The sequence below is a fragment of the Marinobacterium sp. xm-d-530 genome (assembly GCF_013283365.1).
Taxonomy (GTDB): domain Bacteria; phylum Pseudomonadota; class Gammaproteobacteria; order Pseudomonadales; family Balneatricaceae; genus Marinobacterium_E.
On the sequence record NZ_WBYM01000004.1, the window covers coordinates 139943 to 155761 of the forward strand.

The following is a 15819-nucleotide window of genomic DNA, read 5'->3' on the forward strand; positions in this document are numbered from 1 at the left end:
TCTCTTGACTTCGTTTGCTTTCGTTTGCGAGTATCCACTCTAACGAATGATTTCTGGATCACTTCGTTGATAAAAATAATGAAGATGGAGAAAGACCATGAAGAAAAAGCTAGCCTTGGCTGTCGCGTTTGCTTCGGCAACAATCACAAGCGCTGCTTATGCAGACATCAACGCTGCTAAGAAGTGGGTTGATAGTGAGTTTCAACCCTCCGCACTCACTAAAGAGCAACAAATCGAAGAGATGCAGTGGTTCATTAATGCTGCGAAACCATTCGCTGGAATGGAAATCAATGTGCTCTCAGAAACTATCCCTACACATACCTACGAGTCTACGGTTCTCGCAAAAGCCTTTGAAGAGATTACGGGTATTAAGGTAAATCACCAATTACTGGGTGAAGGGGAGGTTGTTCAGGCCGTTCAGACTCAAATGCAGACTAAGCGGAATCTTTACGATGCCTATGTGAACGACTCAGATCTAATTGGTACTCACTCTCGTCTTCAGTTGGCTCATAGCTTGACTGATTTCATGAACGGTCCCGCCAAAGACATCACTAACCCTAATCTTGATCTAGACGATTTCATGGGTCTTGAGTTTACGACTGGTGCTGATGGCGAAGTATACCAACTGCCAAGTCAGCAGTTTGTTAACCTTTACTGGTTCCGTAAAGACTGGTTTGATCGCGAAGATCTCCAAAAACAGTTCAAAGATATCTATGGCTATGATCTAGGTGTGCCTGTTAACTGGTCCGCTTATGAGGACATTGCGGAGTTCTTCTCCGTTCACGTCAAAGAGATCGATGGAACTCCAATCTACGGCCATATGGATTACGGTAAACGTGCCCCTGACCTTGGTTGGCGTATGACGGATGCCTGGTTATCTATGGCGGGTGCCGGTTCTGCTGGTCAACCAAATGGGCGTCCTATTGATGAATGGGGTATCCGTATGGAAGAGGGTAGTTGTAATCCAGCTGGTGCTAGTGTTTCTCGTGGTGGTGCCGCAAACGGTCCTGCTGCAGTTTACGCTATTCGTAAGTGGGATGAATGGCTACGTAAATATGCTCCACCAGGTGCCGCATCTTATGACTTCTACCAATCACTTCCTGCACTGAGCCAAGGTAATGTTGCTCAACAGATTTTCTGGTACAGCGCGTTTACAGCTGACATGGTTAAATCTCAAGCCGAGGGCAATAATACGGTTGATGCTGAAGGAACACCATTGTGGCGTATGGCTCCAAGCCCCCATGGCCCATACTGGCAAGAAGGTCAGAAGGTCGGTTACCAAGATGTTGGTTCTTGGACCATCCTAAAATCGACACCTGAAGATCGTGCTAAAGCGGCTTGGTTGTACGCTCAGTTTGTGACTTCAAAAACAGTTGATGTGAAAAAGTCTCACGTAGGTCTTACCTTCATTCGTGACTCTTCTATTAATCACGAATCATTCACTGAGCGAGCTCCAAAACTGGGTGGTCTAGTTGAGTTCTACCGTTCGCCAGATCGTAATATGTGGTCTCCAACCGGTGTCAACGTTCCTGACTATCCTAAGCTTGCTCAAATTTGGTGGCAACAGATTGGTGACGTGAACTCAGGCGCATTCACACCTCAAGAAGCAATGGATCGTCTAGCTCAAGAGATGGACATCACCATGGCTCGCATGGAGCGTGCAGACAAAGGTGCAAACGTTTACGGCGGTTGTGGTCCTCGTCTGAACGAAGAGAAGGATCCATCTTACTGGTTGGGTCGTGAAGGTGGGCCTAAGGCTAAACTTGCTAATGAGAAGCCTCAGGGTCAAACCGTTAATTATGATGAGCTAGTGAAAAGCTGGACTAACTAACGGTTAAAACGGGGGGGCCGTAGGCCCTCTCGATTTCTTTCCCAGAGATATTTCCATGAATTTAGAATTAAAAGATGTTGCAAAGCGCGTCGGCGCCGAAATGCATATACACGAGACAAATCTCGTTCTTGAACCTGGTGAGTTTAATGTTTTACTTGGTGCGACAAATGCCGGTAAAACAACCCTGATGAAACTGATGGCAGGACTGGATTCGCCAACAGCTGGTTCGGTTTTGTACGGCGGTGTAGATGTTACGAAAACACCACCTCAGAAGAGAAGCATCAGTTTTGTGCATCAGTTCTTCATTAATTATCCCCATTTAAGTGTAAGAGATAACATTATTTCGCCACTTAAATTATCAAAAATGTCTGATGCGGAGATTAATAAACGACTGGAAGCTACCGTTGATCTGCTTCGTTTAGGACCTATGTTAGATCGAAAGCCACATGAGCTTTCAGGTGGCCAACAGCAACGTTGTGCGTTGGCTAGAGCCCTTATTAAAGACTCTACAGCTGTATTTCTTGATGAACCACTTGCGAACTTAGATTATAAGTTGCGCGAAGAGTTGCGTGCAGAGTTGCCCAGTATTTTTGCTGATCGTGGTTCAATTGTTGTTTACGCAACTTCTGAACCTGCTGAAGCTTTGATGTTAGGTGGTCATACCGCCGCTCTTAATGAAGGTCATATTGCGCAGTTTGGTGCCACCTCTGATGTTTATCGTACGCCAGTCAATCTGACTGCTGCAGAAGTATTTTCCGATCCTCCTTTAAATACAATCAGCGTTAAAAAGTATGATGGTTGCATTCATTTGAGTGAAACTTTGAGTTGGCCGGCAGAGGGCACCGCTCAACATATGCCTGATGGAAACTATACACTGGGTGTTCGTCCTCATTTTGTTAGAGCGACTGGACATGGAGATAGTGCAATTGAGTTAAACGGTCGTATTCAGGTAACTGAGCTATCCGGTTCAGAAAGCGTCGCTCATTTTTCCATGGGGGGGGGCACTTGGGTCTCGCAAGCGAATGGACTGCACCCATTTAAGGTGGGAGAGCACCACCATTTTTATCTTGATAGCAGTAAATGCTTCTACTTTGATTCCCACGGACAAGCGGTTAGGTAGTAACAATGGCTAAAATAAAACTCGATAATATAAGACACTCCTACTACCCCAATCCATCGTCTGATGATGATTTTGCCTTGAAACGGGTTCACTTTGATTGGGATGATGGCGGTGCCTACGCGCTACTGGGCCCCTCTGGTTGTGGTAAAACGACCTTGCTAAATATCATTTCGGGTCTTTTAGAACCAAGCCACGGCAAGTTGCTTTTTGATGATAATGAAGTTACAAGCCTCTCTCCATCGGAGCGTAATATTGCTCAAGTGTTTCAGTTTCCCGTGATCTACGACACGATGACGGTTTACGATAACCTGGCTTTTCCATTGAGAAATCGTGGGGTCGATGAAGCTAGGATTGATGTAAAAGTCAGAGAGATCTCATCCATGTTGGAGATCGATGATCTGTTACTAACTAAAGCTGCAGGGCTTTCCCCAGATAACAAGCAAAAAATCTCCCTAGGTCGAGGTCTGGTGCGAGAGGATGTTAACGTGATCATGTTCGATGAACCGTTGACCGTCATTGATCCACATTTGAAGTGGAAGCTTCGCTCGAAGCTGAAAGAGCTGCACCAGAAGGTCAAAACAACAATGATCTATGTGACGCATGATCAGACAGAGGCGCTCACATTTGCGGATCAGGTTGTAGTGATGAACTTCGGTCAGGTACTGCAGGTTGGCACTCCAGATGCGCTTTTTGAAAGACCTGAACATACCTTTGTTGGTCATTTTATTGGTTCACCCGGTATGAATGTATTGCCTGTTGAAATAGTTGACGGTCAAGTATCCCTTGGTGGCCACTTCCTCGAAGTAAGCAGTCCTATTGTTGAAGCTGAAGGTAAATCTTTAGAGATAGGTGTGCGTCCCGAGTTTGTGCGAATCGCCGAGCAAGGCATACCGGCAACGGTAGTCAATGTTATGGATGTTGGGCGTCATAAGGTCTTACAAACGTTAGTAGGCTCACAAAAGGTCTTCGCAGTTTTAAATGAGGATCAGCCTGTTCCTGAAGGGAGCACTTACCTTACTTTCGATAAGCCGCAAACTCGTCTTTACAAAGATGGGTGGTTGGTAGATCTAACCTATGAGTACGAGGTTTTATAACAATGAAAACCGAAAACCCTAGAGCTTGGCTCCTCGTTTTACCTGTTATTTTATTGGTGGCTTTTAACGCACTAATACCACTGATGACAGTAGTGAATTACTCCGTTCAAGAGACGTTTGGTAATAATGTCTTTTTTTGGCAGGGCGTAGATTGGTTTGAACAGGTTCTGCATTCAGAACGCTTCCATGATGCCTTGGGGAGACAGTTCCTCTTCACAGGTATTATCCTCGCGGTCGAAATTCCTCTCGGTGTTGCAATAGCCTTGGCGATGCCTAGAAAGGGAATATGGGTTCCTATTTGCTTGATCTTAATGTCTCTGCCACTCCTTATTCCATGGAATGTTGTTGGCGCAATGTGGAACATATTTACTCTTCCAGATATTGGTCTAATGGGCTACGGATTAAACTGGCTTGGTATTGATTACAACATGACACAGAGCCCATTGGCTGCTTGGGTCACGCTGATAGTTATGGATGTTTGGCATTGGACTTCGTTGGTTGTTCTGCTCTCTTATGCAGGTCTTGTCTCCATTCCTGATGCTTACTATCAAGCAGCTGAGATTGATGGGGCCTCCAAATGGTCTGTGTTTAGATACATTCAATTGCCCAAGATGAAGCAGGTTTTGATGATTGCGATACTGTTACGGTTTATGGATAGCTTCATGATCTATACAGAACCCTTTGTATTGACCGGTGGAGGCCCTGGTAATTCCACAACTCTGTTGTCTATCGACCTAGTTAAAGTAGCGCTTGGTCAGTTTGACTTAGGACCAGCAGCGGCTATGTCACTCATATACTTCGCGATCACTCTACTGGTGAGTTGGGTGTTCTACACAATAATGAATAAAGATGTGAAGGAATAAGGGGGCGATATGAAACTAAAAAGCTTAGCGCCGATTTTGTACATAATCTTTTTGATGCTTCCTATCTATTGGTTGCTTTCAATGAGTTTTAAAACAACTAATGAGATTTTGAGTGGTTTCTCTTTTTTTCCACAAGAGTGGACGCTTGAAAACTACGCTGTCATCTTTAATGATCCGACATGGTATTGGGGTTACATAAACTCTACTACCTACGTGCTGATCAATACGGTTATCTCTTTGTGTGTAGCCCTTCCGGCGGCATACGCATTCAGTCGCTACCGTTTTATGGGTGATAAGCATCTATTCTTTTGGTTGCTGACTAACCGAATGGCACCGCCGGCAGTATTTGCCTTGCCATTCTTTCAGTTGTACTCAGCCGTTGGTTTATTTGATACTCATATTGCTGTGGCTTTAGCCCACTGTCTTTTCAATATCCCGCTTGCTGTGTGGATCTTGGAGGGTTTCATGAAAAGTATCCCTAAAGAGCTAGATGAAACTGCTTATGTTGATGGATACTCTTTCCCGCGATTCTTTGTGACAATTTTCATGCCAAATATCAAAGCAGGTATTGGAGTAGCAGCCTTCTTCTGTTTCATGTTTTCTTGGGTCGAACTGTTGTTAGCAAAAACGTTAACCTCTATCGATGCTAAGCCGATCGCAGCAACAATGACCAAAACTGCATCGAGTGCTGGATATGAGCTAGGTCTGTTGGCGGCAGCTGGGTGTTTGACCATTATCCCAGGGGCGATTGTGGTCTACTTCGTTAGAAATCATATAGCGAAAGGTTTCGCTATGGGGAGGGTGTAATGTTTAGTTGGATGGCTTGGACGTTACCAACGGCTCTGGTATTTGTTTTTATCTTCTCTTGCATTGGTGTTCTGGCATTCCTAGAAGTGAAATATCCTGGGGGAGCTGAGCGCACAGGTGTATTTGGCATTACAACCACCCGAGGTGACCGTCTGTTTATCTCGATCTTGGGTACAGTGTTTATTATGCTTGGTTGGTTGGGATTGATGGGTACACCTTTGTGGGGTGGTTTAACTCTATCAATAATATGGGCTGTATTCGTTTTTAGGAAAGTCTAGTGGAAAATTACGTTCTCTCAATAGACCAAGGAACCACATCCTCAAGAGCAATTTTATTTAATAAAGATCTTAAAATTGTTTCTACTGGTCAGCAGGAATTTACTCAGTATTTCCCTAAATCAGGGTGGGTAGAGCATGATCCTGAAGAGATATGGTCCACGACTGCCGGAGTGTGTCGTCAAGCCATTGAGATGGGTGGTATAGATAGCTCCAGTATAAGAGCGATTGGCATAACAAATCAGCGTGAAACAGTCGTTGTTTGGAATAAACAGACAGGCAAAGCAATCTATAACGCGATTGTTTGGCAAGATAGAAGAACGGGTGATTTTTGCAACGAGTTGAAGTCAAAAGGCTATGAGCAGACTTTTATAGAGAAAACAGGGCTATTACTTGATCCCTATTTTTCTGGCACAAAACTCGCTTGGATATTGGATAATGTTGAGGGTGCTCGCGCCTCGGCGGAATCCGGTGAATTGTTGTTTGGTACAGTGGATTGTTATCTCATTTGGCGGCTAACGGGTGGTGTAGTTCATGCCACTGACGCTACTAATGCGTCCAGAACATTGATCTACAATATCCATCAAGGCATTTGGGATGAAGAGCTATTGTCTCTTCTAAATATACCTTCATGCATGCTGCCAGAGGTTAAAAACTGTGCAGATGATTTTGGTAAAACGCGCGAAGATCTGTTTGGTGGAAACGCCATTCCGATTTGTGGCGTTGCGGGTGATCAACAAGCTGCAGCGATAGGCCAAGCGTGTTTTAAACCAGGTATGCTTAAATCTACCTATGGCACCGGATGTTTTGCTCTCCTTAATACAGGGGAGCATTGTGTTAAGTCCGAACACCGTCTTCTCAGTACTATTGCTTATCAGCTTGATGGAAAGCCAACCTATGCTCTAGAGGGCTCTATATTCATTGCTGGTGCAGTCGTCCAGTGGTTGCGCGATGGTTTGAAGATCATTCGCGATGCTAAAGATACTGAAGCACTTGCAAGCGAGGCTAAGCCAGAGAATCGTGTCTATCTTGTTCCTGCTTTTACGGGGCTTGGAGCACCGTATTGGGATACGGAGTGTCGTGGCGCCATTTTTGGTCTTACTCGTGATACTGGCTTTGCTGATCTGGCTAGAGCCGCGCTTCGATCGGTTGCCTACCAAACTCGCGACCTATCCGACGCTATGCGATCAGACTGGCTAAGTTCTGGTGGAACAAATGTTGAGTCAGTTTTGCGAATCGACGGGGGGATGGTTGCTAACGACTGGATGGCTCAATCCCTTTCGGATATTTTGCAAGCTCCTGTCGATCGACCCGAAATTATTGAGACAACGGCGTTAGGTGCCGCTTGGCTGGCAGGTATGCATGTTGGTTTTTATCCTGACCAAGAGGGTTTTGCAAAAACCTGGGCACTGAATCACCATTTTGAGCCGCTTATGACCGTTGATGATGCCAATGAGCGTTATGCTGGTTGGCGTGACTCGGTTGCAAGACTTCTCATCAAACCTGATAACTTCTGATGTTCCTTTAAAGACACAAGCTCTTTTTAGCCAATTAGTCTTGCCGGTGTATCTAACGCCGGTTTTTTTTATGGCACTTCAGATCCTTTTGCTGCGGTCAGAAGCTCAAACCAGGTCTCTCGATCAAGCTCAACATGATTGACCTGATGCAGCGCCTTTATTCGATCTAGATTGTTTGTGCCAACAACAGGAAGAATATTGGCAGGGTGCACTCTTAACCAGGCCAGTGCGATATGTTCACGCTGGCACTGTTGGCTCTGCTCGATTCTGTTTAGTAAGCCCTCAAGCTCTGAATTTAGTGGTTGGTTAAACAGTTGGCCGCCAGCCAGTGGTGACCAGGCCATCGGCAGTAGCTGATCGAGTTGCATCGCTTCCAGCGTTCCATCCCAGAGTGAACTCTGTTCAAAGAGATTGATCTCAATTTGATTGGTGATCAGTCGATTCGTCATTTTCGACTGCAGTAGTTTCCACTGCCACACTGAAAAGTTAGAGACCCCTACGGTTCTGACCAAGCCTTCTTTAATGAGATCGTCCAGTGCCTCTCCGGTCTCTTCGGCATCCATCAAAGGATCGGGTCTATGAATTAAGAGGGTGTCTAGGTAGTCAGTCTGTAAGTTTTTCAGACTCTGTTTGACCTGCTGAAATAGATATTCACGGGAGGTGTCGTAATACTTAACTCGTCGATCTGGGTAGTGATCAGAGATCAGAGCGATATCACATTTGCTAATCAGCTCCATCTGGCCTCTTAGGGATGGATTGGCTTTCAGCACGTCGCCAAAGAGTTGCTCACACTGATAGTCACCATAGATATCTGCATGGTCAAAGGTCGTTATTCCCTGATCCAAACAGGCTTGGATTTTGGCTTCGGTACTTGAAGTGGTTGGCTTGGACTCTACGAGTCTCCAGACACCATAAGCCAGTTCGCTAAATGTTAGATCGGAATGAAGAGTTTTGATTCGTTTCACTCTGGAGTCCTGTTTCTTAGTTTTTAGCAGTCTAATTAGAGTGTACGAGGGTATCAATAGGGGCTAATAAGCCCTGTAGAGTGTCTACTACAGGGCTTATCAGTTTAGGGGAGGATTACTTTGTCGATAACGTGAATCACTCCATTTGATGCCTTAATATCAGCAGAGACGACTTTGGCGCCATCAATGGTGACACCATTCCAGCCCTGAACCATCGCTTTGCTGCCGTTGAGCATTTCAACGTTCAGTTTCTTGCCGTTCACATCACCCGCCATGACCGCGCCACTCATGACATGGTAGGTAAGAACGTTAACCAGCTGATCCTTGTTTTCAGGTTTTAAAAGAGTCTCCACCGTTCCCTCAGGTAGTGCTGCAAAAGCATCATCGGTTGGTGCAAAGACAGTCAAAGGTCCTTCGCCTTTTAGGGCGTCAACCAAGCCTGCCGCTTTGACAGCGGCTACTAGTGTGTTGAACGAACCTGCTTCGACAGCGACATCGACGATGTCGCCTTTCATGTGCCCACCAGCATGAACTTGAGTTGCGAATGTTGTCGCTAGAGCTGCGGCTAGAAAAAATCTACGTTTCATTGTATTTCTCCAAATTAATCATCAAGTGTGTGTGCGCACATGAGCTATTACGGAGCGTTTTTTCTATTTAGATTGGTAGGAAATGTATCTAATTTCGTCGATTTTATTGGCTTTTGCGCACAACTGTGACAGTTGTGGCATGGTAATTTTTAATTGATTAGCCTAAGGTAATAGTTTTTTACAAAACAGAATTTTGGGCCAAAAAAAAGAGCGCCGAAGCGCTCTTTCTCAGTGTGTCGGTAATCTTAGGATTACTGACCCATCTGCTGCTTGATAAGGTCACCGATAGTCGTTGGACCAGCAGTTTCAACTTCAGCGTTCTGTACGGCTTTAAGAGCAGCTTTCTCTTCAGCTTGATCTTTCGCACGGATAGAGAAGGTGATAACGCGGTTGCGACGATCAACACCTACAATCTTACCTTCAACGCTGTCGCCAACGTTTAGAGCAGTTGTAGCGTCTTCGATGCGCTCTGCAGCGATGTCAGATGCTTTAAGAACAGCTTCGATACCTTCAGCAAGTTCAACAGTAGCAGCACGTGGCTCAACTGCTGTAACAGTACCAGTAACGATTGCGCCTTTCTCGTGGCCCGCTAGGAACTCAGAGAATGGATCGCTTTCTAGCTGTTTAACGCCAAGAGAGATACGCTCTTTCTCTGCGTCAATAGACAGGATAACTGCTTCAACTTCGTCGCCTTTCTTGTAGTCGCGAAGTGCAGCTTCAGCATCAGCTTCCCAAGTGATGTCTGACATGTGTACTAGGCCGTCTAGATCGTTGTCTAGACCAACGAAGATACCGAAGTCAGTGATCGTCTTGATTGTGCCAGATACTTTATCGCCAGCAGCGTACTGCTCAGAGAATGCAGCCCATGGGTTAGTTGTACACTGTTTGATACCCAATGAGATACGACGACGCTCTTCATCAACGTCTAGAACCATAACTTCTACAGCATCACCAACCTGAACGATTTTAGATGGGTGGATGTTTTTGTTAGTCCAAGACATTTCAGAAACGTGTACTAGACCTTCTACGCCATCTTCTAGAGATGCGAAACAGCCGTAATCAGTTAGGTTAGTAACCTTACCTGATACACGAGTACCTGCTGGGTAACGGTTCTTGATCGCTTCCCATGGATCTTCAGATAGCTGCTTAAGACCTAGAGAGATACGACCGCTCTCTTTGTCGAATTTGATGATCTTAACGTCGATCTCATCACCTGGAGTTAGCATTTCGCTTGGGTGAGAGATACGTTTCCACGCCATGTCAGTGATGTGTAGAAGACCGTCAACGCCGCCAAGGTCGATGAACGCACCGTAGTTAGTAAGGTTCTTAACGTAACCTTTAACTGCTTGGCCTTCTTCAAGATCAGCAAGGATCTCATCACGCTGTGCGCTGTTAGCTTCTTGAAGAACTGCGCGGCGAGAAACAACAACGTTGTTACGCTTCTGATCAAGTTTGATCAGTTTGAATTCAAGTTCTTTGCCTTCTAGGTGATCAACGTCACGTACTGGGCGAACGTCTACCAATGAACCTGGTAGGAAGCCTTGGATGTTGTTGACGTTTACAGTGAAACCACCTTTAACTTTGCCAGAGATGTAACCTTTTACGATCTCTTCCGCTTCAAACTTAGTCTGAAGAACTTCCCATGCTTCTGCACGTTTCGCTTTCTCGCGAGAAAGTTTAGTTTCACCGAAACCATCTTCTACAGCTTCTAGTGCAACTTTAACGTCATCACCAATGTTGATTTCAAGTTCGTTCGCATCGTTAAGGAACTGAGAGCGTGGAATAACCGCTTCAGACTTAAGACCAGCGTTAACAGTTACCCAATCAGCATCGATATCTACAACAGTACCAGTTACTAGGGTACCTGGAGTCATCGCAAGTTCTTGGAGGGATTCTTCAAACAGTTCAGCAAAGCTTTCGCTCATGAAAGTGTCCTATTTTGGGTGCCAGGGGATGGCACACTAGCCTATGACATCAGCTTCATAGGGTCGGTTCATCGTCATCTCCGATGACTTGCTAAGCTGATGGATGCAAGCTGACGGAGTTATAAAGAGGGCGAAATTATACAGGAGTGTTAGCGGTGTGCAAAGCGGAATTGGTGTTTTTTTGAGCAGTGGACAGCGGTTGGGAATAGTCTCGAGAAGAAGGGGAAAGAATTACAAATCGCTAGTGCGGTTTGATCGCGGTTTGTCGCTGCGCTCCAATTCGCTCCTACAGTCGAGCTACGTAGATAATTTTTTCCGAAGTCCTACTGTAGGAGCGAATTGCCCGAAGGACAAGCCGCGAAAGATTCGCTTAGCGAATCGTATCTCACATTCCGCTATCAACCCGCCAAACGAGACTGATCCTCTTGAAAGAACATCTCGATCATATCGATGCTCAGCTCACTGGCTTCGCGAAGCACGGCTTCACTGTCGGGATCAGTGATCTCTTCACCGGGTGCTGTCTCTGTCAGTAGCTCATCAAGCGTCTTAATAGGTTGTTCACCCTTTGCCATGCGACGCTGATTCTCTAGATCGATTTGAGCCTGCTCCATCTGATCGCGTTGGGCTTTTAACTGCTCTTCATTGAGCGGCAGCCACTGCATCGATTTCTGCTCATTGATCAAGGCGATGGTGTCACGCATGTGCTGAAAATCAGGATCAGTTTGCGTTCTTTGAGTATGGCGGTTTTGCAGCTCAGGAACCCAACGATCGAGTGATGAGTAGCTGCCGTAACGAACAGGCCTTACTTTGTCCCAAGGTAGGGCAAAGTCGAGAGCGCTTTCACCGATTTCGCTCTGATCAAACATCGATGGAAACTCGATATCCGGAGCTACCCCTTGGTGCTGAGTACTCTCACCAGAGATACGATAGAACTTCGCGGTTGTGAATTTTAGCTGCCCATGACGCAGTGGTTGAAGAGTCTGCACAGTCCCTTTACCGAATGTGCGACTGCCAACGACCAGCCCTCGGCGGTAATCTTGTATGGCACCGGCGAAGATCTCCGAAGCCGATGCACTGAGTCGATCAATCACAACGGTCAAGGGTCCAGTCCAAGTGGTCTCTGGGTTGTAGTCGCCCAGCACATCGACCCGACCTTCAAGATCACGAATCTGCACGGTTGGACCACGGCTAATAAATAGACCCACCAGTTCATTGGCCTCTCGCAGTGAGCCACCTCCGTTTTCGCGTAGATCAACAACCAGAGCATCAACGCCCTGTTGCTTGAGGTCTTCAATCAGTACCGCTACATCACGAGTCGTGCTGCGGTAATCCTTGTCCCCTTTTCTAAGGGCAGCAAAATCGATGTAGAAGGTTGGGATGTCGATGATGCCAACTTTATAGATGTTGCCGTCACGCTCAACCTCCATGATCCGAGACTTGGCCGCTTGCTCTTCAAGCTTTACACGCTGTCGCTCTAATTTGACGATCTTGCGTGTGCTCTTGTCAGCCGAAGTGGATGGGATGATCTCTAAGCGTACGATGGATCCTTTAGGTCCACGGATCCTGTCAACGACATCATCCAAGCGCATACCCACCACATCTTCGATCTCACCATCCATGTCTTGTCCGACACCCACGATCAGGTCGGCAGGTTTCAGCTGGCCGCTCTTATCGGCCGGGCCCGCCGGTACAAGACTAACGATCTTGGTGAACTCATCTTCGCTCTGCAGGACAGCGCCGATCCCTTCAAGTGATAGACTCATGTTGATCTCAAAGTTCTCTGAGGTCGCGGGTGAAAAATAGGCGGTATGCGGGTCGTAAAGACGTGCCAAGGCATTAGCATATGATTGAAAAATATCTTCGCTATTGGTCTGCAGTGCACGATTAAGTTGCGATTCGTAACGTTTGATCAGTGTCTCTTTAGCTTCAGAAACACTCTTGTCAGAAAGTTTTAGATTTAACACGGCGCTTTTAAGACGCAGTGACCAGTATTGATCCTGTTCGCCTTTCGATTGAAACCAAGGTTTCTCTTCACGACTGATCGGAAGTCTGTCGTCTAGAGTGAAATCAAATGTTTGGTCCGATTTTAGAGCGTCGATCATCTGCTCTGTGCGCTCCTGAAAACGGGTCAAAAAGCGTTCGTAGGCGGCAAATGCAAAGGTTAGATTGCCGGAGCGCATGTCGTCGTCCAGAGTGCGCTTGAAGTGAGCTAAAGAGTCGATATCGCTCTGCAGTAGGTAGCTTCTTGTTGGGTCGATAGTTTCAAAGAAGTTGTTGAAGAGCTTCTCAGAGAGTTCATCGTCGACGGCCTGTTCACGGTAGTGGTGAGATTCCAATCCCGCGACCAGCGACTGAATGGCATTCGAGTGGACGGCTTCAGGCTTAAGAGAGGCCTGTGCTCCTGTCGCTATCGATAATGATAAAACCAAAAAGAGCTGTAACGCTCGCATCCCAACACTCCAAAATCGCAATAAAAGTAAAAATCTAATAGAGAGCAGTTTAGGCCAGCTCTCCTCATGATGTAAAATAACTTTCTTTTACTACGCGGGAGTGGTTGCGGTGGTTTTGCGAATTGCGGGTTTAGCGATTTTTTCTTTGATGTTGGCCGGTTGTGATAGCGCCTCTGACCGTGACGAGATCGAAGATAAAGAGGCGTTTCGAAAAGAGCTAATAGAGAAGGCACTGAATGACGATACTCGCAAAGCAGGGGAGGCTTTCCTAGCTGAAAATCGTCAAAAGCCGGGTGTGATTGTTCGTAAGTCGGGACTGCAGTACCGTGTCATTTCCGAAGGACAGGGCAAGCAGCCAGAGTACGACAGTGTTGTACTGGTTGAATATGAAGGTCGCCGTGTCGATGGCGGTGTCTTCGATAAGACCGAAGCCGGAAAGCCGATCAAATTCCCGCTCAATCAGGTGATTAAAGGTTGGCGAGAAGGCTTGGGGTTAATGAAAGAGGGGGCTCAGTATGAGCTCTACATTCCTGCTGACTTGGCCTACGGCGCGCGCAGTCCCAGTCGTGAAATTCCACCCAATTCAGCTTTGATATTTGATGTTAGGTTAATAGAAGTACTCGAGAAGGGTGCGGAGAAACAGTAATGGAACAAGAGCGTTTTAACCAAGATCTACTGACCTTTTTAGCAGATAGTCCAACCCCTTTTCATGCCACGCAGCAGATGGCAGATCGCTTAAGTCATGCTGGCTTCAAAGAGCTGTTGGAACACGAAGCCTGGAATCCTGTCGCTGGCGAGAGTTACTTTATTCGTCGTAACGGTTCATCGATCATCGCTTGGCGTCATACTGGCAACTTTGATTCAGGCTTTAGAATGGTGGGCGCTCATACCGACTCACCCTGTCTTCGCGTCAAGCCAACGCCAGAGCTATACCGACAAAATTATCTGCAGCTTGGCGTTGAAGTCTATGGTGGTGCGCTGTTGAACCCCTGGTTTGATCGCGACTTGTCGTTAGCTGGCCGGGTGACCTACCGCCAAACCGATGGCTCTTTAGACAGCTCGCTAATCGATTTCAAAGAGGCGATCGCGACGATTCCAAGCCTTGCGATTCACCTAGACCGTGAGGCCAATAAAGATCGAACGGTTAACCCACAACTTCACCTCCCTGTGCTGCTAGGTCAGGCGGAACAGAAGCAAGATTTCAGAGCCTTGTTGAAATCTAAATTGCTTGAACAGGGGGTGACAGAGGTCCAGGAGGTTCTAGATTACGAACTCTCTTTCTACGATGTTCAAACGCCTGCAATGGTGGGATTGAACAGAGAGTTTATCGCCTCGGCTCGCTTGGATAATCTGTTGAGCTGTTTCATCGGTTTGCAGTCTCTACTCGACAGTGATGGTCAGCAGGCCGCTGTTTTGGTCTGTACCGACCACGAAGAGGTAGGCAGTGCGAGTGCCTGCGGTGCTCAAGGCCCAATGTTGGCCCAGTGGCTAGAGCGACTCTTACCGAACAACGAAGAGCGTAACCGTGTGATTAGCCACTCCATGATGATCTCCGCCGATAATGCCCACGCTGTGCACCCTAACTATGCCGATAAACATGACGAGAATCATGGTCCGCTGATTAATGCAGGACCGGTCATCAAAATTAACTCTAATCAGCGCTACGCCACCAACAGTGAAACCAGTGCAACCTTCCGCGCCATTGCGCAGGATGTAAACGTGCCAGTACAGAGCTTTGTGGTTCGATCTGATATGGGGTGTGGCAGCACGATTGGTCCGATTACCGCATCGGAAGTCGGTATTCGTACTGTGGATATCGGCTGCCCGCAATTTGGTATGCACTCAATTCGTGAGTTATGCGGCAGTCAGGATGCACACTCACTCTATCTGATTCTGCAAAACTACTACGATAAAGCCAGAGTGTAAGAGGGTTTAGACGTGTTACAAACGGTTCAAGAGCTGAATGATTTTTTAACAAACCACTTTCCGCAAGGTGAAGGCTTTGGTGCCGTTGAAGAGGCGGGAGATGGCTGGGTTTTGATGCGATTAACGGTTGAAGACAGTCATTTGCGTCCAGGTGGTACGGTCTCGGGTCCAACCATGATGGGGATGGCGGATGTGGCCATCTGGTCCGCGTTGCAAACTAAGATTGGCCCCTCGCCGATGACGGTGACCGGTAACCTAAACATCAACTTCTTAAGTAAGCCCAAGCCTGTTGATATGTTGGCACGTGCACGTGTGCTTCGCGTCGGTCGAAGAAACGGGGTTGGTGAGTGTTACATCTACTCGGGTGATGAAGATTCGATGGTGGCGCACGTTACAGCAACCTATTCGATACCGGCAAAGTAAGGCCTCTAAAACAGACTCAACGACAAGGATTGGTCG

Annotated in this window: 14 protein-coding genes; 10 read left to right on the forward strand and 4 right to left on the reverse strand. The window is 46.8% G+C overall.

Features of this window, described 5'->3' with window-relative positions; all coding sequences use genetic code 11:
- The first annotated feature begins 97 nt into the window (after positions 1-97).
- From XMD530_RS07965 to glpK, 7 genes are read left to right on the forward strand one after another with little or no spacing between them, the layout of a single operon-like run.
- Positions 98-1831, forward strand: coding sequence for an ABC transporter substrate-binding protein (locus XMD530_RS07965; RefSeq protein ID WP_173481353.1), 1734 nt, complete (start codon positions 98-100; stop codon positions 1829-1831).
- 55 nt (positions 1832-1886) lie between these two features.
- Positions 1887-2951, forward strand: a complete 1065-nt coding sequence (locus tag XMD530_RS07970; RefSeq protein WP_173484621.1) for an ABC transporter ATP-binding protein — start codon at positions 1887-1889, stop codon at positions 2949-2951.
- Positions 2952-2956: 5 nt separating this feature from the next.
- Complete coding sequence (locus tag XMD530_RS07975; RefSeq protein WP_173484622.1) at positions 2957-4045, forward strand: ABC transporter ATP-binding protein; 1089 nt, start codon at positions 2957-2959, stop codon at positions 4043-4045.
- 2 nt (positions 4046-4047) lie between these two features.
- On the forward strand, positions 4048-4908 hold the full coding sequence (locus tag XMD530_RS07980) for a carbohydrate ABC transporter permease (protein ID WP_173484623.1): 861 nt from the start codon (positions 4048-4050) through the stop codon (positions 4906-4908).
- A gap of 9 nt (positions 4909-4917) precedes the next feature.
- Positions 4918-5715, forward strand: coding sequence for a carbohydrate ABC transporter permease (locus XMD530_RS07985; protein ID WP_173484624.1), 798 nt, complete (start codon positions 4918-4920; stop codon positions 5713-5715).
- Positions 5715-5993: a DUF2160 domain-containing protein gene (locus tag XMD530_RS07990; protein WP_173481348.1), complete on the forward strand. Its 279-nt coding sequence runs from the start codon at positions 5715-5717 to the stop codon at positions 5991-5993. Before XMD530_RS07985 ends, XMD530_RS07990 begins: the two co-directional genes overlap by 1 nt.
- The gene (gene glpK / locus XMD530_RS07995; RefSeq protein WP_173481347.1) at positions 5993-7507 is read left to right on the forward strand and encodes a glycerol kinase GlpK; all 1515 of its coding nucleotides are present in this window, start codon (positions 5993-5995) and stop codon (positions 7505-7507) included. The genes XMD530_RS07990 and glpK overlap by 1 nt, the downstream gene beginning before the upstream one ends.
- 68 nt (positions 7508-7575) lie before the next feature.
- Here glpK and XMD530_RS08000 read toward each other — a convergent pair whose 3' ends face one another.
- The 4 genes from XMD530_RS08000 to XMD530_RS08015 form a co-directional block, all read right to left on the reverse strand.
- Complete coding sequence (locus XMD530_RS08000) at positions 7576-8472, reverse strand: aldo/keto reductase family oxidoreductase (protein WP_173498386.1); 897 nt, start codon at positions 8470-8472, stop codon at positions 7576-7578.
- 104 nt (positions 8473-8576) lie between these two features.
- Complete coding sequence (locus XMD530_RS08005; RefSeq protein ID WP_371731759.1) at positions 8577-8987, reverse strand: fasciclin domain-containing protein; 411 nt, start codon at positions 8985-8987, stop codon at positions 8577-8579.
- Positions 8988-9310: 323 nt separating this feature from the next.
- On the reverse strand, positions 9311-10984 hold the full coding sequence (gene rpsA, locus XMD530_RS08010) for a 30S ribosomal protein S1 (protein ID WP_173481345.1): 1674 nt from the start codon (positions 10982-10984) through the stop codon (positions 9311-9313).
- Between the two features lie 398 nt (positions 10985-11382).
- A complete protein-coding gene (locus XMD530_RS08015) occupies positions 11383-13434 on the reverse strand; it encodes a carboxy terminal-processing peptidase (RefSeq protein ID WP_173494836.1) in 2052 nt (683 codons plus the stop codon).
- Positions 13435-13543: 109 nt separating this feature from the next.
- On the opposite strand from XMD530_RS08015, the gene XMD530_RS08020 reads away from it, so the two are divergent.
- From XMD530_RS08020 to XMD530_RS08030, 3 genes are read left to right on the forward strand one after another with little or no spacing between them, the layout of a single operon-like run.
- Entirely contained in the window at positions 13544-14080 is a 537-nt protein-coding gene (locus XMD530_RS08020; protein ID WP_371731459.1) for an FKBP-type peptidyl-prolyl cis-trans isomerase, read from the forward strand.
- Positions 14080-15360, forward strand: a complete 1281-nt coding sequence (locus XMD530_RS08025; RefSeq protein WP_173484627.1) for a M18 family aminopeptidase — start codon at positions 14080-14082, stop codon at positions 15358-15360. The genes XMD530_RS08020 and XMD530_RS08025 overlap by 1 nt, the downstream gene beginning before the upstream one ends.
- Before the next feature lie 12 nt (positions 15361-15372).
- Positions 15373-15783, forward strand: coding sequence for a PaaI family thioesterase (locus tag XMD530_RS08030; RefSeq protein WP_173481342.1), 411 nt, complete (start codon positions 15373-15375; stop codon positions 15781-15783).
- Positions 15784-15819 lie beyond the last annotated feature (36 nt).